The sequence below is a fragment of the Burkholderia ubonensis genome (assembly GCF_902833085.1).
GTDB lineage: Bacteria > Pseudomonadota > Gammaproteobacteria > Burkholderiales > Burkholderiaceae > Burkholderia > Burkholderia ubonensis.
In genome coordinates this window covers 125,600-143,286 of sequence record NZ_CADFEB010000004.1, presented here as the reverse complement: position 1 = coordinate 143,286, position 17,687 = coordinate 125,600, and the positions used below count along the sequence as shown (strand labels likewise).

Annotated in this window: 16 protein-coding genes; 7 read left to right on the top strand and 9 right to left on the bottom strand. The window is 68.4% G+C overall.

Features of this window, described 5'->3' with window-relative positions:
- The first annotated feature begins 1 nt into the window (after position 1).
- Positions 2 to 262, top strand: a complete 261-nt coding sequence (locus tag HWX31_RS11870) for a hypothetical protein (protein WP_080405210.1) — start codon at positions 2 to 4, stop codon at positions 260 to 262.
- 597 nt (positions 263 to 859) lie between these two features.
- Here the strand turns inward: HWX31_RS11870 and HWX31_RS11865 are convergent.
- From HWX31_RS11865 to HWX31_RS11845, 5 genes are all read right to left on the bottom strand, one after another.
- A complete protein-coding gene (locus tag HWX31_RS11865; RefSeq protein WP_174966182.1) occupies positions 860 to 1,999 on the bottom strand; it encodes a porin in 1,140 nt (379 codons plus the stop codon).
- A 409-nt stretch (positions 2,000 to 2,408) separates the two neighbouring features.
- Positions 2,409 to 3,104, bottom strand: coding sequence for a YoaK family protein (locus HWX31_RS11860; protein ID WP_174966183.1), 696 nt, complete (start codon positions 3,102 to 3,104; stop codon positions 2,409 to 2,411).
- Between the two features lie 32 nt (positions 3,105 to 3,136).
- Positions 3,137 to 3,478, bottom strand: coding sequence for a zinc ribbon domain-containing protein YjdM (locus tag HWX31_RS11855; protein ID WP_010090443.1), 342 nt, complete (start codon positions 3,476 to 3,478; stop codon positions 3,137 to 3,139).
- A 144-nt stretch (positions 3,479 to 3,622) separates the two neighbouring features.
- A complete protein-coding gene (locus HWX31_RS11850; protein WP_010090442.1) occupies positions 3,623 to 4,150 on the bottom strand; it encodes a chromate transporter in 528 nt (175 codons plus the stop codon).
- A complete protein-coding gene (locus HWX31_RS11845) occupies positions 4,147 to 4,797 on the bottom strand; it encodes a chromate transporter (RefSeq protein ID WP_244143735.1) in 651 nt (216 codons plus the stop codon). Before HWX31_RS11845 ends, HWX31_RS11850 begins: the two co-directional genes overlap by 4 nt.
- Positions 4,798 to 4,893: 96 nt before the next feature.
- Here HWX31_RS11845 and HWX31_RS11840 point away from each other — a divergent pair, with 96 nt between their 5' ends.
- The 6 genes from HWX31_RS11840 to HWX31_RS11815 all read left to right on the top strand — a co-directional run bounded on the left by HWX31_RS11840 (position 4,894) and on the right by HWX31_RS11815 (position 11,485).
- On the top strand, positions 4,894 to 5,778 hold the full coding sequence (locus tag HWX31_RS11840; protein WP_059712426.1) for a transcriptional regulator GcvA: 885 nt from the start codon (positions 4,894 to 4,896) through the stop codon (positions 5,776 to 5,778).
- Between the two features lie 900 nt (positions 5,779 to 6,678).
- Complete coding sequence (locus HWX31_RS11835; protein ID WP_174965927.1) at positions 6,679 to 7,185, top strand: Csu type fimbrial protein; 507 nt, start codon at positions 6,679 to 6,681, stop codon at positions 7,183 to 7,185.
- A 119-nt stretch (positions 7,186 to 7,304) separates the two neighbouring features.
- The gene (locus HWX31_RS11830; RefSeq protein ID WP_174965928.1) at positions 7,305 to 8,057 is read left to right on the top strand and encodes a fimbrial biogenesis chaperone; all 753 of its coding nucleotides are present in this window, start codon (positions 7,305 to 7,307) and stop codon (positions 8,055 to 8,057) included.
- A gap of 25 nt (positions 8,058 to 8,082) precedes the next feature.
- Positions 8,083 to 10,365, top strand: a complete 2,283-nt coding sequence (locus HWX31_RS11825; RefSeq protein WP_244143734.1) for a fimbria/pilus outer membrane usher protein — start codon at positions 8,083 to 8,085, stop codon at positions 10,363 to 10,365.
- On the top strand, positions 10,362 to 10,868 hold the full coding sequence (locus HWX31_RS11820; RefSeq protein ID WP_174965929.1) for a Csu type fimbrial protein: 507 nt from the start codon (positions 10,362 to 10,364) through the stop codon (positions 10,866 to 10,868). Before HWX31_RS11825 ends, HWX31_RS11820 begins: the two co-directional genes overlap by 4 nt.
- A gap of 29 nt (positions 10,869 to 10,897) precedes the next feature.
- On the top strand, positions 10,898 to 11,485 hold the full coding sequence (locus HWX31_RS11815) for a hypothetical protein (protein WP_174965930.1): 588 nt from the start codon (positions 10,898 to 10,900) through the stop codon (positions 11,483 to 11,485).
- Between the two features lie 27 nt (positions 11,486 to 11,512).
- On the opposite strand, the gene HWX31_RS11810 is transcribed toward HWX31_RS11815, so the two are convergent.
- The 4 genes from HWX31_RS11810 to HWX31_RS11795 form a co-directional block, all read right to left on the bottom strand.
- Entirely contained in the window at positions 11,513 to 12,820 is a 1,308-nt protein-coding gene (locus HWX31_RS11810) for a solute carrier family 23 protein (RefSeq protein WP_174965931.1), read from the bottom strand.
- Positions 12,821 to 13,340: 520 nt separating this feature from the next.
- Entirely contained in the window at positions 13,341 to 14,582 is a 1,242-nt protein-coding gene (flgL, locus tag HWX31_RS11805) for a flagellar hook-associated protein FlgL (RefSeq protein WP_174965932.1), read from the bottom strand.
- A gap of 22 nt (positions 14,583 to 14,604) precedes the next feature.
- Positions 14,605 to 16,590 (bottom strand): flagellar hook-associated protein FlgK, encoded by a 1,986-nt coding sequence (gene flgK / locus HWX31_RS11800; protein ID WP_174965933.1) that lies wholly within the window; start codon positions 16,588 to 16,590, stop codon positions 14,605 to 14,607.
- Positions 16,591 to 16,752: 162 nt separating this feature from the next.
- The gene (locus HWX31_RS11795; protein WP_124471302.1) at positions 16,753 to 17,508 is read right to left on the bottom strand and encodes a flagellar brake protein; all 756 of its coding nucleotides are present in this window, start codon (positions 17,506 to 17,508) and stop codon (positions 16,753 to 16,755) included.
- Between the last annotated feature and the right edge of the window lie 179 nt (positions 17,509 to 17,687).

Below are 17,687 nucleotides of genomic sequence, written 5' to 3'. Positions count from 1 at the left end.
TATGAACGATGAAAAACTGAATGAAATCGAGGCTCGCTGTAAGGCGGCTACACCAGGACCGTGGGTATCTTATGTTGAAGGAAGAGACCATGAAAGCGGTTCAAATTTCATCATGACTGGTCCGGAAGGGGATCGCAGTGACGATATCGAACTAAGTGGCGCCACCATCGCGGATCAAGATTTTATTGCGCATGCTAGACAAGATATACCACTGCTGGTTGCTGAGATTAGGAGACTCAAGGAAATGTTGATGCGTAAGTAGAAGCTGCGTTGCTTGCGGTCAAGTCATCATGACGATGAGACGGGGCTGCATTAAACCGGCATCGGTACGCCACCCTTTCAGACTTCATTTCATCGAAACAAGCAGACAGGGGCAGGTTGGCCGGTGAGCGCAGAACACTTGAACTTCGCCAGCAGTTACCTTTCCGAAAGTTCGGCCGGGCACAAAGCGAACGATTCCTTCGGGTTGCGCGCGATGTGCTGTCGGACCCCAGTAACCCGCGAGCTCGACAGTTTATGTGGGCGGTTGTCACAGACATAACCGTCCGCTCGAAGCAATTTCGTCTGAGAGGGAACCGAGCCCAGCTAGCGTCGGCAATTTCGCACTGGAGCGGCAAGAACGATGACGCATAGGTGCCCAGTGACGTATCAGATTGGCGCGGCCACACAGGATCGAACTGGCGAAGTCGGGAAAGGACTGGCGGCGCCTGTGTTGCACTTCGCTTCACTCGCTGTGACCAGCTCATAGCGGGACCTCCTCCCGCAGGAGTGCGCCCATGCCGGGCGCACACAAAAAAAAGAGACCCCCGCAGGGATCTCTTCGTCGCGAGCCGGACGTTGATCCGGCGCAGGCGATTGATCAGAAGATATTGCGCAGGCCGATCGCGATGCCGGTCTGGTTGCTGCGGCCCGGCAGCTCGACGTTGGCCGCGCCGTTCGTCTTGTTGAAGTCGATCGTGCCGTAGATTTCCGTGCGCTTGCTCAGCGCGTACTCGGCAATGCCGACGATCGCGTAGCGGTTGCCGCTCGCGAGCGTGCCGTTCGCGGTCATCGCGTTGCGCATGTGGTCGTAGTAGAACGCGCCCGTCAGCGTCAGCGGCGCGGTGACCTGCCAGCTCACGCCCGCGAACGGACCGTCGTCGATCCGGCCGGTGCCTTGCGCGACCGTAATATTCTGCTGCGCGAGCAAGCCGTCGACGAAGCCCGTGTCGTCCTTCGAGCGCAGGTAGCCCGCGTAGACCTTCACCTTGCTGAACGCGTAGACGACGTTCGCGTGATAGATCGTCTGCTTGCGCGCCGAGTTGTTGCTGTTCTGCTGCGCGCCGGCCGCGATGCTGAGCGGACCCATCACGTACGACAGCGAGAAGCCCCACGCATTGCCCTTGCCGAGCGAGCCGGGGATCTGGCCGGAGAAGCCGGTCGCCGAGTTGTCCGTATAGTTGATGCCGGTCGAGTACATCGCGGTCGCGGTCAGGCCGCTGAACGTGCCCGTGTACTTGATCTGGTTGTCGGCGTACAGCCCGCCGCCGAGCGCAACCGGCAGCCACGCGTTCTCGAAGTAGTTGCCGACCGTCAGCGGATCGTAGGTGTCGGACAGCAGGTCGAACAGCGGCGTCTTCTGGCGGCCGAGGGTCACGGTGCCGTACGGGGTCGCCAAGCCGACATACGCGGCGCGGTTGAACATGCGCCGGACCTGGCCTTTTTCATTGACATCCGAAAACCCGCCGTTCTGCAGGTTCACACCGCTCTCGAGCTTGAACAGCGCCTTCATCCCGCCGCCGAGGTCTTCCGTGCCGTAGATGCCGAAGCGGCTGTTCGTGATCGCGCCGTTCGTCATCGACAGCAGGCCGTCGTTCTTGGCGTTCGCGTTGGTCAGGTAGCGGACGCTGACGTCGGCGACGCCCCACAGCGTGACCGAGCTTTGTGCTGCCGCGTATTGGCTGGCGAAGGCCAGCGCGGCGCCCCCTGCGAGTGCTGCGAGTCTGGTGGTCTGCTTCATGAGCGATCCCTTATTTGTTGGTGTCTCCGTACATTGCCGGCCGCGTTCGCCGCCGGGTGACGATCGCGCGCGCTCTTGGCGCGCGCGACGTGGCGAGAATCATAAGATGAGTCCGAATCGCGAAAGAAATTGAAATGCGTGGTAACGGTTCGATTGTCGTCAGCACACAACGCCCGGCGCGCGGGGCTTGCGCGACGGGCAGGCCATTCCGCAGGAATCCGTCACGATTCGGGCAGGCGGCGGGGAGATCGATGAGAGCGAGCGGGGACGCGATTGATGCGACGCAGCAGACAGGCCGCGAGACGGTGAAGGAGACGGCAAGCCAATGAAGCGGCGACGCGACCGGCGCGGACCGGTTCCACACGGCGCCGGATGCCGCGCCGCAGCACGGCCCGCCCGCGCTGCGCCGTCAGCCGGCCGCGCCTGCGCCCGCGTCGGCGCGCCGCCACGCGCGCCGCACGATTTCGGCGAATGCGCCCGCGAGCAGCAGCACCGCGCCCCACAGCGCGACGTCCGGCGCGAGCCGCGTGACGAGGCCGCCGGCCACGGCGCCCGCGAGAAAGCAGAAGCTGATCGTCGCGAGCAGCGCCGAATCGTGCAGCGCGCCGGCGTCGTAGCGCGGAATCAGCCCGACGAACAGCTTCTGCGCGGCGCGCCGCAGGTTGCCGGTCGTCATCACGGACGTGTACGACAGCTCCTCGAGGTGCGTGAACGACAGCGTCTGCAGCGTCGCGACGAACGAGATGCCGGGAATCAGCCACGCGCTCGACGCGCCGACGAGCCCGCTCGCGGCGATGCCGAGAAACGCGATCTCGACGACCAGGCTCGCGAACGCGGTATGCCGCATCCAGCCGCGCTGCGCGGCGAGCCCGAGCAGGTGCGCGACGAACACCGCGATCACGAAGCCGACGAGCGGCGGCACGTGGTGCAGCGCCGCGGCCCACTCGCCGGCCGACAGGTTGATGCCGAGCAGCGCGACGTTGCCCGTCATCGTGTTCGCGAACACGTGGCCGTGGCCGACGTACGTGTACGCGTCGAGATAGCCGCCGGACAGCGTCAGCAGCGCGGCGACCGTCAGATTGCGGCTGGCGCCGTCGAGATCCATCGATCCCCCGGTGTCGTCGCGCGCAGGAATGCTCAATTCTTCTTCAGATAGCAGGCCTTGAGCATCACGCTCATCCCGTCGACCTTGCAGTCGACCTCGTGATCGCCGTCGACGAGGCGGATGCTCTTCACCTTCGTGCCCATCTTCAGCGTGACCGACGAGCCCTTCAGCTTCAGGTCCTTGATCAGCACGACCGAATCGCCGTCGGCCAGCACGTTTCCGTTCGCGTCGCGAACGACGCGCGCCGCGTCGTCATCGGCCGCCGCCGGTGCGGCGCTCGACCACTCGTGGCCGCAGTCGGGGCAAATGAAGAGTTCGCCGTCGGGGTAGGTGTTTTCCATCGCGCATTGCGGACAGGCGGGAATCGTCGACATGATGCTGGGTCCTGCTGATTGAAAGCCGGCAGTATACCGGCCCGTTGCGGCCCGTTGCACGGCCCCGCCCTGCCGTATCTCGAAGCGCAACCGAATCGCGCCCGCAGGCCGGCCGCCCGTGCGTGGCGGCTGCGCCCGCGACGCTCACTGCCCGAAGCCCGTCAGCCCGATCAGCGCGCCGGCCGCGAGCAGCCACAGCGGATGGATGCGCGTGCGGTAAGCGAGCACCGCGCATGCGGCGGTGATGCCCCACTGCACGGCCGTGTGGTTCGACGCGTCGGCGATCAGCACCGCGCTCGCGACGACGAGCCCCGCCGTGACGGGCACCATCCCCTGCTGCACGTAGCGCCGCCACGGCCGGTTGCGGAAGCGCTCCCACGCGTGCAGCGCGAGCACCGTGACCACCGACGACGGCCCGAACTTCGCGAGCGTCGCGACGAGCAGCCCCGGCCAGCCGGCCACGTGCCAGCCGACGAGCGACACGATCATCATGTTCGGCCCCGGCGCCGCCTGTGCGAGCGCGAACAGCGCGGTGAACTCGGGCGCGCTCATCCAGTGATGCACGTCGACGACCTGCCGCTGCATCTCCGGCAGGATCGTATTGCCGCCGCCGAACGCGAGCAGCGACAGTTGCGAGAAGATGGTCGCGAGCGCGAGCAGCGTGTCGTTCATCGCGCGCCTCCGTCATGCGGGCCGCGCCGCTGCGCGTCGTGCGGCGCGCCGGCGTCGGCGGCCCCCGGCGCCGTGGCCGGTGCGCCGCCGCGCCGTGCGGCGAGCCACACGCTGAGCGGCGTCAGCACCAGCATCGTCGTCAGCAGCGGAATGCGCAGCACCGCGATCGCGACGAACGCCAGCGCCGCGATGCCCGCCGCCGCGCGCGCGTGCCGCAGCGGCTTCGCGACCTTCACCGCCATCGCCGCGAGCAGGCCGGCCGCGGCGGCCGACAACCCGGCGAACAGGTGCCGGACGGCCGGCTCGTTCGCGGTTTTCGCATACAGCACGCCGAGCGCGACGACGACGAGCGTCGGCCCCGCGATCAGCCCGAGTATGCCGGCGAACGCGCCCGGCACGCCGCGAAAGCGCATCCCGACCGCGACCGACAGGTTGATCACGTTGCCGCCCGGCAGGAACTGGCACAGGCCGAGCAGATCGGTGAACTCGTCGGCGGAGAGCCACTTGCGCTCCTCGACGATCGTGCGGCGCGCGAACGGCAGCGCGCCGCCGAACGACATGAGGCCGAGGGACAGGAAGCCGGTGAACAGCTCGGCGACGCCGACGTCGCGCGGCGTGCCGGCGGGCGGCGGGGAAACGGATTGCATGGGAGTCCTCGATAAACGACAGGTCGAGATTACCGCCGCGCGGCGCGCGCGCAAAACGATTTTATCGGCGCTTGCTTGTGATCTAGAATCACAAGCATGGCACGCGATCTCCCGCCCTTTTCCGCGCTTCGGGCCTTTGAAGCCGCGGCGCGACACGAAAGCTTCAGCGCCGCCGGCGACGAGCTGCATGTGACTCACGGTGCCATCAGCCGGCAGATCGCCGGGTTCGAGGCGTGGCTCGGCCGGCCGGTGTTCCATCGCATCGGCAAGCGCGTGAAGCTCACCGACGAAGGCCGCCAGTACCTGGACACCGTGCGCGCCGCGTTCGACAGCATCGCGCTCGCGACCGAGCGGCTGCGGCTCACCGGCGCCGCGCGCGTGCTGCGCATCAACGCGCTGCCGACCTTCGCGATGAAATGGCTGCTGCCGCGCCTGTCGCGCTTCCAGCGCGACGTGCCGAACGTGGAGCTGAAGCTGTCGACGTCGAACGCGCCGCTCGACACGCTCGACGGCTTCGATGTCGCGATCCGCCGCGGCCCGGGCCACTGGCCGAACTGCGCGAGCGGCCGCTTTCTCGACGAAAGCGTGATCCCGGTCTGCAGCCCCGCGCTGGCGAAGCGCCTGCCGATCGCGCGCGCCGACGACCTGGCGCGGCACGTGCTGCTGCATTCGGATACGCGCCCGGAAGGCTGGCGCGACTGGTTCGCGGCCGCCGGCACAACGATGAAGGGCCGCAAGCGGCAGTCGTTCGACCACTTCTACCTGGCGCTGCAGGCGGCGGTCGACGGGCTCGGCGTCGCGCTCGGCCCGCTGCCGCTGATCGACGACGAGCTCGCGAGCGGCCGGCTCGTGATGCCGCTCCCCGGCCCGCGCATCGCCACACGCAGCTACTGGTGGATCACGCCGCGCGAGCATGCCGGCGAGCCGATCGTCGCGCAGTTCTGCGCGTGGCTGGAAGCGCAGGCGAACGCCAACGCATGACGCGTCGCGCACCCGACGCCTGATCGAAACGCAAGTGCTGCGCTGCCGCACGGCCCCGCACGCGTTGCAAGACTGAAACCATTCCGCGCGCGGCGCGTGCGCTTGCCGAGCGAATTCGCGGTCGCACCTCAGACACGCTCCCCCCGCCATTCCTGCCGTTCCGCACCACGCCTGGCGCGCCGCCCGCCGGCCCCGCCGCCGCACGTTTCACGCCTGAAACATCGCCGCGTCCGAAACGTTGCACTGCTGAACACCGCGACCGCCTGGCCCCGCCCCGCGCGGCTATCCGCGCGCTGGCCCGCTGCTTGCTCATGCTGCCGTGCAGACAACGACGACTGCACGGCCGAGCGGCTCGATGCAGGCGACAAACGAACATCAAGCAAGTCGGGGAAATCATGTCGAAGATCATTTCGGCCGTCACACGGCTGCTGTCTCGCATCACTGCTCCTGCTACGCATCGCCTGACGCCGACGGCGCGACTTCGCACCGTCGACGTCCGATGCGCCGACACGGTCCGCACCGTCACCCGACGTCACGACGCCTCGATTCGATAGGCGAATCCCGGGAAGCCCTTGCCGGGCGCATGCGCGCCACGACGACGATCCGCGCCGTTCGCGCGGGCATGGCCGCCGGCGGCCGCTCCGCGCGCAGACGCGCGCGCGGGCGGCGACGGCTGCGAGATGTCGTACGCCGAGCCGCGCCGAGCCAGGCCTCCCGAGCCCCAAGCACCGCGCCGGCCCGGCCGGCGCATACCGACACGAAGGAGGCGCCCACCCAGCAAACGACCCGATCCCGACACAACCAGAAGACCCATCGCGCATCCGGACGATCGAGATCCCGTCCCGAATGACCTCTCGTCGCACCGGCCGCACTTTCAAGCTTTCAAGGGAGAAACCCATCATGAAGCAATCCGTACTGACCAAGGCGGCACTCGCCGCATCGCTCGCTTGCGCGGCCGCCGCCGCATCGGCCGGACAGGCCAGCTCGACGTTCGGCGTGTCCGCCACCGTCAACGCAACCTGCCTGATCGACTCGGCGAGCGCGCTGACCTTCCCCGCCTTCACGCCGGGCACCGGCGACCAGACGGCGCAGTCGGCGATCACGGTCCGCTGCACGAACGGCACGAATTTCAACATCGGCCTGAATGCGGGCACCACGTCGGGCGCCACGGTGGCGAACCGCATCATGACGAGCGGCTCGAATCAGCTCAATTACACGCTGTACCAGGATTCGAGCCGCTCGGTCGTCTGGGGCAACACGCCGCCGACCGACACCGTCAACGGCACGGGCGCAGGCATGGCGATGGCCCAGGCGATCACCAAGACCGTCTACGGCAAGGTGCCGGACCAGCCCAACGCCGTGCCGGGCAGCTACGCCGACACGGTGACGGTCACCGTGACGTTTTAGTGCCGCGCGGGAGGGCCCGCGGCATCCCGCATGCGCGCGCCCTCCCCAACGGCCGCCGCCGCGCCCGTTGCACGCAGCGCTGCGCATGGCGAAGCGAATCTCATACGGATGGATCTGCGATGAAACCGAACATGTGCCAACTCGCGAAGTGGATCGCGGCCGCCGCGCTTGCCGCGGCATGCGTCGACAGTCATGCGACGAACTTCACGGTGTCTCCCGTTCGCGTCGAGCTGTCCGCGGCGCACACGAGCGTCGCGCTCACGGTCAGGAACGAGTCGGCCGACGAACCCGTGATCGTCCAGTTGCGTACCGCCGCGTGGTCGCAGAACGCGGGCGACGACGTCTATGCGTCCACCGGCGACCTGATTGCCGCCCCGCCCATTTTCACGATCCCGCCCGGCGGTTCGCAGGTCGTGCGGGTCGGCCTGCGACACGCGCCCAACGCGGACCAGGAGACCGGCTACCGGCTCTATCTGCGCGAAGTGCCGCCCACGCCGAAGCCGGGGTTCGCCGGCGTGCAGATCGCGCTCGAAATGAGCCTGCCGATCTTCGTGAGGCCGAAGAACGACACCGCCCCCCGCCTGCGCTGGGCAGCGGACCCGCGTCCGAACGGCGCCGGCATGCTCGCGCTGCGCGTGACCAACGAAGGCACGGCGCATGCGCAGGTGGCGAACCTCGAACTGCTCACGCCGGGCAGCGACCGGCCGGTCGCCACGCATGCGGAATTCGCCTACATTCTGCCGGGCCAGTCGCGGCAGCTGGTGTTCAGATCCGGCTCCGGCGCCGCACCGGCCGTTGCTTCCGGATTACGTCTGGTCGGGTACTCCGATGCGGGCAACATCGACTCCACGATCGCGCCGAGCGACCGCTAAGGCGGCGATCCTGATCGCGATCATCATGAGCGCACGGATGACCTTCGCGGACGAACGCCCTGTCGCGACACCAGCGGCACCAGCGGCGGGCGGCGCGGCCGAGCTGCTGTATCAGGTCGACATCAACCGGCAGGGGCTCGACGAAACCGCGCTGCTGATCAAGGCGAGCGACGGCGAATTCTACGTGTCGGCCGACGACCTGAAGCGCTGGCGGCTCAAGTTGCCGGACGTCCGGCCGCTGGCCGGCGCCGACGCGCCGTTCTACCCGCTGAAATCGATCGCGGGGCTCGCCTGCACGGTCGACGAGCAGAACCTGACGATGTCGATCAGCGTGCCTGCCGACGCGTTCGTCGGCGCGTCGTTCGACGAGACCGAGCGGAACCGCCCGCCCGCGGTCGAGCCGGGCATCGGCGGCTTCTTCAATTACGACCTGCTCGCGGAGCAGGCCGCAGGCCGGACGCATGGCGCGGGCCTGTTCGAGCTCGGCTTCTTCAACCGCTTCGGCGTCGGCGTCGGCACGTTCCTCGCGGACGAGTCGGGCCCGACCCGGCGGCTGACGCGCCTCGAAACCACGTGGACGACCGATCGGCCCGGCAAGCTCGCCAGCCTGCGCATCGGCGACGCGATCAGCCGCCCCGGCATGTGGGGCCGCGCGATCCGCTTCGGCGGCATTCAGTACGCGACCAATTTCGCGACGCAGCCCGGGCTCGTCACGATTCCGCTGCAGGGCGTGAGCGGGCAGGCCGTGCTGCCGTCGACCGTCGACGTCTACGTCAACAACGCGCTCACGTCGACGCGCGACGTCGCGCCCGGCCCGTTCGCGATCAACAACGTGCCCGTGGTGACCGGCCAGGGCGACGTGCGGGTCGTGGTGCGCGACGTGATGGGCCGCGAGCAGGTGATCACCCAGTCGTTCTACGCGAGCGCGAATCTCCTCAAGCAAGGCATGCAGGACTTCTCGTACGAGGTCGGCAAGGAGCGGCGGGATTTCGGCCTGGCAAGCAACGACTACGGACGCTGGTTCGCCAGCGCGACGCACCGGATCGGCGTGACCGACCGGTTCACCGGCGAGATCCACGCCGAAGCCGAAGCATCCCGGCAGAACCTCGGCGTCGGCGGCGTGGTGCTGGCCGGGCCGCTCGGCGTCGTCAACGCGTCCGCGGCGGCGAGCCGCAGCGCCGACGGGTCCGGCGCCCTCGCGGCGCTCGGCGTCGAGAGCCAGTCGGGCCTCGTCGACGTCGGCGCGCACGCGCAATGGGCCACGCCGCATTTCGCGCAGATCGGGCTCGATCCGGGCACGCCCGCGCCGAAGCTGCTGACGAGCTTCAACATCGGCGTCGGAATGGGCCGCTTCGGCTCGCTCGGGCTCGCGCACGTGTTCGTCGACGATCGCGGCGGCAACAAGGTTCAGCTGCTGTCGCTCAGCTACAGCGTCCAGCTCGGGCGCTTCGGCTTCGCGAACGTCAGCGTCAGCAAGCCGCTGGGCGGATCGGGCGCGACGACCGTCGGCGTCGCGTGGACGATCCCGATCGACAACCGCACGAGCGCGTCCTTCACGATGACGCACCAGCAGGGCGCCACCGACATGCTGGCGCAAGTGCAGCGCAGCCTGCCGGTCGGCGAAGGATTCGGCTACTCGGTTCAGGCGGGCAACAACGCGCAGGATGCGAGCGCGACGCTGCAGACGCGCACCGGCACCTACAGCGTCGAGGCCGCGTCCTATCGCGGCCGGGCCGGCGTGCGGGCGAACGCGGCGGGCGGCATCGCGTTCGTCGACGGCACCGCGCGCCTGTCGCGCCAGATCACGGACAGCTTCGCGCTCGTCAAGGTGCCGGGCTTCGCCAACGTCGGCATCCTCGCGGACAACCAGCTCGTCGCGCATACCGACGCCAACGGCGTCGCGCTGCTGCCGCGGCTGCGCGCGTACGAAAGCAATCCGATCTCGATCGAGCAGGCCGACCTGCCGTTCGACGCGAAGATCGGCACGCTGAAGCTCGACGCGGTGCCCTACTTCCGCAGCGGCATGGCGCTCGAGTTTCCGGTCTCGCGTTCGCGCGGCGCGGTGCTCACGCTCGATCTCGAGAACGGCGCGCACTTGCCGGCGGGCGCGGTCGTCACGGTCGACGGGCAGAAGGAAGTCTTCCCGGTCGGCCACGACGGCGTCGTCTATCTCACCGGACTGTCGGAGCAGAACCGCCTGCGCGCGACGTGGCGCGGCCAGCAGTGCGACCTGACCGTCCGCTTTCCCGCCGGCGACGATCCGCTGCCGGACCTGGGCACCCATCTTTGCAAGGGAGTCACACCATGAGACATCGCAAGCATGCCGGGCGGCGTGGCCGGCTGACGCGCCTGCGCGCCGCCGCGGCGGCGCTCGCGGCCGGCGCGGCCGTGCTGGCCGCGCTGCCCGTGCTCGCGGGGACGACCTGCACGCTGAATGCGCCGTCGTCGATGGTGTTCGGCACGTACGACACGATCAATGCCGCCACCTCCGCGATCACGGTCTCGGTCAGCTGCAGCGGCAACGGCAACCCCACGCCGACGGTGACGGCGAGCGCGGGCGGCGGCACCTTCGCGAATCGCCTGATGACGAGAACCGGCGGCACGCAGACGCTGGGCTACAACCTGTATCTCGACAGCGCGCACACGTCGATCTGGGGCGACGGCACGAGCGGCACGTCGGTGATTTCGTGGGGCAAGATCAACGGCTCCGGGACCGTCAACGCGACCGTGTACGGGCTGATCCGCGGCGGCCAGAACGTCGTGCCGGGCGGATACGCGGACCCGCACCTCACGATCACCGTCAATTACTAGCACCACGGACTCAGACAACGGGGCACACCATGAACCGAACCGAGACAGCGAGCGCCGCCGCATCGCGGCGCAGCCCATGCGGCCGGACCCGCGCGGCGTCTGTCGCATCGCCGCGGGCCGCTCGCCGCGCGCGAACGCTGCTTGCCGCGACGGCCGCGCTATCGATCGCCCTGCTGGCCGCCGCGCCGGGCCCGGCCGATGCGAAGCAGGCCACCCGGTCGGTGCAGGTCGGCGCGACGGTCCAGCCGTACGCGCGGCTCAAGGCGACCAGTCCGGCCCAGCTCGTGATCGCGAACAAGGACACGAGCATCGGCTACCTGAGCGTGCCGAACGCCAACAACCCCGCCGGGACGACGCTTGCGGTCCAGACCAACGACCGCGCCGGCTACACCGTGCTGGTGCAGGTGGCTGCCGCCAGCCAGTCGCAGTTCAGCTCGATCGAGATCAGCGGAATCGGCAGCAAGGTCGTGCTGCCGGCGACGGGCGGCAAGATCGCCGTGCCGTATACGGCGCTCAACACGACCTTTACGGTGACCTATCGCTTCGTGTTCGCGCCGAAGGCGAAGAACGGAACCTTCGCATGGCCGGTGACGTTTTCGGTGCAGCCCAACCCGTGACGTCCGGCGATCGCCGGGGCCGGCGGCTCACAGCACCGGCCCCGGCTCCTTTTCCTTGCGCAGGATCGCGTAGAGGAGGATCGCGCCGAACGTCGCGGTGCCGATCCCGCCGAGCGCGAAGCCGCCGAACTTCAGCGAGAAGTCGCCCGCGCCGAGCACCAGCGTGACGGCCGCGACGATCAGGTTGCGGTTGTCGGAGAAATCGACCTTGTTGACGACCCAGATGCGCGCGCCCGTCACCGCGATCAGCCCGAACACGACGATCGACACGCCGCCGAGCACCGGGCCCGGAATCGTCTGGATCACCGCGCCGAACTTCGGCGAGAAGCCGAGCCCGATCGCGATCAGCGCGGCCACGACGAACACGAGCGTCGAGTAGATGCGCGTGACGGCCATCACGCCGATGTTCTCCGCGTAGGTGGTCACGCCCGTGCCGCCGACGCTGCCCGACACGATCGTCGCGAGCCCGTCGCCGATGAACGCGCGGCCGACGTAGCGGTCGAGGTTCTGGCCCGTCATCGCGCTCACGGCCTTGATGTGGCCGAGGTTCTCCGCGACGAGGATCACCGCGATCGGCGCGAGCATCAGCATCGCGTGCGGATCGAACACCGGTGCATGGAAGGTCGGGATGCCGAACCACGCGGCATGCGCGACGATCGAGAAGTCGATCGGCTTGCCGAGGCCCATCCCGTTGGTCGCGACCGCGTAGATCGCATAGGCGATCACGAGCCCGACGAGGATCAAGAGGCGCTGCAGCATCCCGCGCGCGAACACCGCGACGCCGCCGACCGACAGCACGGTGACGAGCGCCATCGCCGAATCGAAGGTCGACGCTGACACGCCCTTCACCGCGATCGGCGCGAGATTCAGGCCGATCACCGCGACGATCGCGCCCGTGACGACGGGCGGCATCAGCGCCTCGATCCAGCGCGTGCCGACCGCGGACACGATCGCGCCGAGCGCGACGTACACGACGCCGCACGCGATGATGCCGCCGAGCGCGACCGGGATGTTCGGGTTCGGGCCGCTGCCGCCGTAGCCCGTCACCGCGATCACGAGGCCGATGAACGCGAAGCTCGAGCCGAGGTAGCTCGGCACCCGGCCGCCGACCAGCGCGAAGAACAGCAGCGTGCCGACGCCGGACATGAAGATGCACAGGTTAGGGTCGAAGCCCATCAGGAGCGGCGCGAGCACGGTCGAGCCGAACATCGCGACGACGTGCTGCACGCCCATCGCGATCATCTGCGGCCACGACAGGCGTTCGTCGAGGCCGACGACGCGCGCGGCCGCGCCGGGCGGTTGCACCCGCCAGCGCGGGAAATAGGAATCGGACATCGGGACACGCTCCTGTCTTGTCGGTCGCCGGCTGCGGGGGATGCGCCGGTCTGGAATCTGGCGCGAAGTGTACGGAGCGGGGGTGGTGCTGGCAAGCGGCCGGACGACAGGGCTCGCCCCCCCCATTCGCCACTGCAGAATCTGACTCGTCCCATTCACGGCGGCGGCCAGGTTCCCTAAAGTAGCAGCACTGCCGTGCACCAGGCGCGGCAGTGTCCTGCACTTCTCCGTTGGCCGTTCGCGCTCCCCGCCCGAACGGCCTTTTTTTGGGTCTTTACAGATGAGCGTGAAGGCGGCGCCCAAAAGAAAAGCGGTGCCCGAAGGAATGGACTGGTGGTGCGACCAACCAGACGATTCCAACGACCACCGCTTTCATGGCCGAATGAACCCGGCCTCCCGTTCCAGGAACGGTTTTGGCGTTACCGAACTCACGCAGGCACGCCCTTTCCTGTCCAGCTGACGCGGGACGCCGCGCCGCGCGACGCGAGCGTGCGCTCGCATCGCGTCCGGCGCGGGTGCATTACGGATTGATGTACTGGAACAGCGACAGGTTCTGCATTTGCACGAAAGCCTTCTGCGCGCCGGTCAGCGCGTTCTGCAGCTGCGTGAACTGGCTGATCGTCGACACGATGTTGGTGCTCGTCAGGTCCGCGAGATTGCTGGAAACCTGCAGCGAGTTGGTCTGCGTGACCGCCTGCATCGCCTTGATTTCCTGCTCGCGGCCGCCGACGTCCGCCTGGATCGTCGTGACGTTGCGCATCGTGTTGCTGAGCTTCGTCGCGCCGGCCGTCATCGCGTTCTTGAGCGTCGCCATGGCGACCGGGTTGTTGACGGATGGCGTCTTCAGCGCGGCGACTATCGAATCGAGCGTCGAGAACACGTCGGCGCCGCCGGGGGCCTGCGGCGCGGGCGATACCGTGAATGAATCGTTGTTCGCGGGCGTGCCGGACACCGCGACCGTCATGCCGCCGCCGAGCGAGATCGCCGCGCCGGCCGTATAAGGCTGCGCGGCCGTCGTCGTCGGCGGCACAACCGTGTTGTCGGTCACGGTGTAGGTCAGCGCGCCGGCGGGGCCGCTGAACGCGATCGCGAACTGGTGGTTGTTGGTGGCGGCCGACGGGCTCGTCACGGTGACGGGGCTGATCGTGCCCGTGCCGGTGTTCGACGCGCTCCCGGCCGGCACCGGCTGGCTGCCGAACGTCGGCACCGACATGAACACGGACGCGCCGTTGTCGCCCTGCGACAGGCTGCGGGAATCGGCGATCTGCACGTTGCGCGTGCCCATGTCCCCGACGTAATTCACGCCGCCGCCCGCCTTGTTCGTGAACGGCTGGCTGCCGTTCTTGAACCCGGCGAACAGGTAGTTGCCCGCGCCGTCGTCCGAGTTCGCGATCGTCATCAGCTGATCGCGCGCGCTCTGGATCTGCGTCGCGAGCGCCGAGCGGTCGCTGTCGGACAGCGAGCCGTCGCCCGCGCGCACCAGCGTCGTCTGGATGTTGGTCAACACATCGTTGACGCTCCCCAGCGCGTGGTCCTCGGCCTGCAGCGACGCCAGTGCCGCGTTCTGGTTGCTCGTGTACTGCGACAGCGTTGCCGACGTCATCGACAGCTGCACCGCCTGCGCGGCGCCGACCGGGTTGTCCGCGGGCGTCGTGAGGCTCACGCCGCTCGACAGCTGCTGGTACAGCTGCGCGAGCTGCGCCTGCTGGTCGTTCATCGTGGCGACGTTCAGCTGGAAAAACTGGGCGCTGGAAATTCGCATCGCTTCAATCCTCGAAATCCGGTCAGTTGAACAGGCCAAGCACGGTCTGGAACAGCGTCGACGCCGTCTGGATCACCTTCGCGTTCGCCTGGTAGAGCTGCTGGTACTGCATCAGGTTGGCCGCTTCCTCGTTCTGGTTCACGCCCGACACCTCCTGCTGCGCCTTCGTGATCTGGCCGACGAGCGCGGTCTGCGCGGCGCTCGACGACTTCAGCTGGCTCGCGGTGTTGCCGATCCCGTTCACGTAGTTCGCATACGCGCCGGTCAGCGTCGTCGTGCCGCCGCCGAGCGTCTTCGCGGTCACGAGCTGCGCGAGCGCGAGCGCGTTGCTGCCGTCGCTGGTGCCGCCCGAGTACGGACCGATCTTGAAGGTGTCGCCGGTGCTCGGCGTGCCCGACAGCGTAATCGTCACGCCGTTGATCGCGCCAGGCGCGGCGCCCGACATCGTCATCGTCGCGCCCGTCGCCGGGTTGTACGGCACCGTCGTCGTCGGGCCGGCGATCGGCACCGTGGTCGGCGGCGTGCCCGCGATCGTCACCGTCGTGCCGGCAGGGAAGCCGGACAGCGTGTTGGTCGTCGCGTCGTAAGTCAGCGTCGTGCCGCCGGCCGGAATCTGATAGCCGGCGGTCACCGGGCCTTGCGTGATCTTGCCGGTGCCCGTGTTGGTCCCCGTCGCCGACACGGCGACCGGCGACGACGCCGCGATCGCCGAGCCGTTCGAGGTCGCGAGCGAGAACCCGCCGAGCGCGCCGCGCGTCGGCAGCACCGTGAACGAATCGCCGGCGTTCATCGTGCCGGACGAGAACGAGAAGTTCAGCCCGCCGATCGAGCCCGGCATCGACGTCGACGTGCCGACCACCGAGCCGTTCGCGCGGTCCGTCAGCGTGTACTTGGCACCGTCGTACGACAGCGAGTAGTCGCTCGTCGTCGGCTGCGAGGGGTTCGCGAACGACACGTTGAGCGTCGCGTTGCCCGTGTTCGCCTGGTCCGCGAACACGGTCGGGCTGCCGGTCGAGAACAGGTTGCCGCCGGGATTGCCCGACAGGTCGACGCCGAGCGCGTTCTGCGCATTGACCTGCGCGGCGAAGCTGGTCGCGACCGCGCCGAGCTGCGCCTGCGCGGGGTCGAGCGTCTGGCGGCGGAACGCGAGCAGGCCGCCGAGCGTGCCGCCCGACAGCGACGAATCCGGCAGCGCCTGGTTCGGTCCCGGCGGGTTCGCGCCGGCGAGGCCCTGCGACACGACGGACAGCTCGCTCGGGTCCGACGACGACGTGACGGCCGCGAGCGTATAGCTCTTGTCGGCGACGACGAGCGGCTGGCCGCCGGCCATGAACACGCTGTAGCCCTGGTCGTTGCGCACGACCTGGATGCCCGCGAGGCTCGACAGGTTCGACACCGCCTGGTCGCGCTGGTCCAGCAGCTGGTTCGGCGGCTGCCCCTGGCTGCCCGCCGTCGCGATCTGCTGGTTAAGCTGCGCGATCTGCGTCGTATACGTATTGATCTGCGCGACGGTGGCGGACAGCTGCGTGTTCACGCTCTGGCGCAGCGCGTCGTATTGCGCGCCGGCCGCCTTCAGCTGGTCGGCCAGCACCTGCGCGTTGCTCATCGCGGTCTGCCGCACCGACGTGTCGGCCGCCTTGTTCGCGACGTTCTGCAGCCCGGTGAAGTAGTTGGTGATCGCGGTCGAGATCCCGGCCGTCGGGCTGCCGACGTAGTTGTTCAGCTGCGCGACGAGCGTATTCCAGGTCGACAGCGCGCCGCCCTGGGTCTGCGCATTGTTCAGCTGGTCGCTCAGGTACTGGCTGTACTGGCGCTGGACGGTGACGGTGTTCACGCCCTGCGGCAGGTAGCCGCTGCCGGTGTACTGGCCGCTCGCCTCCGCGTAGACCGGACGCTCGATCGTGTAGCCGGGCGTCGCCGCGTTGGCGAGGTTGTTGCTGGTCGTCGTCAGGCCCCAGATGGCGGAGTTGAGGCCGCTGATACCGAGGTTCATCAGTGTGTTGGACATGCGCGATCCTGAAGGGTCGGCCGCGCTGCGGCCGCCGGGTTGCGTGACTCCCGGTATAACGGCCGCGGATCGAAAAAATTGAGGGGAAAATGCGGGCCGCCGTGCGCAATCGCAGCGGCGGCCGGGGTGCGCCCCGCCGACCGGCGGGCGCGACGAACGACGTCAGGCGCGCGCGAGCTGGCGGCGCTTCATCTCGAGCTGGGTGATCAGGCGCTGCAGCGTGTTCTCGGCGCTGCCCGGCAGCGACATGAAGCGAAAGCCGAGCTGGTAGCGCCGCGTGCCGTTCGGCACCTCGGTCGAGCGCTGCGACACGAGCTGCAGGTCGAGCGACAGCTTGCCGTGCCCGTTCAGCTCGAGCTCGACGTCGGGCAGCACCGTGCCGAGCTCGAGCGCCGCGACGCGCTCGTCGGCCGTGCGCAGCCCGACCCCGCCGAGCGACAGGTTGTGCACCTCGAACAGGAAGCTCTCGCCGTCCGGCAGCTTGCCGCGGCACACGTACGGATCGATGATCGGCGCGTCGACCCGGAAATACTCGCGCCGCTGGATGCAGTACAGCACGTCCGGAAAGTCGGCCTCGAACGCGGGCAGCCCCTCGTAGCGGGTCTCGCGCGGCGCGCCGGTGCCGAACTCGACGCGCACGCCTTCCGGCGAGGCCGAGAACTTGCAGTGCGCCGCGGCGAGGATGCCGCTGTTCTGCTCGGCGAGCGCGCCCCAGTCGAACGTGAAGGTGCGCGCACCGACGTCGACCTCGAGCAGCCGGGTGACGAGCTGGCCGCCCGGGTACTCGACGGTCAGGAAATCGCCGCGGTTCACGAGGTTGCGCAGCTGCACGCCGATTTCCAGCGGATTGCGGCGGGCGTAGTCGGGCCCGGAGTGCCCCGCGTCCTGGCTCGGGTCCATCGACAGTTCGATATTCATGGCTTGCCGGTCTTTCTTGTCATGAGCGCCCGGGAACCGGTGCGCAAAAAACCGGGCCAGATCGTTGGCCCGGTCGCAGGTCTCTCACACTTAGCGGCAGTGCTGCCCGAAAGTTTAGATCGATTTTCCGATTTTTTTCGCGCAAACGTTCAAAACCGCGCGCGGCGGGGCCGGGCGCG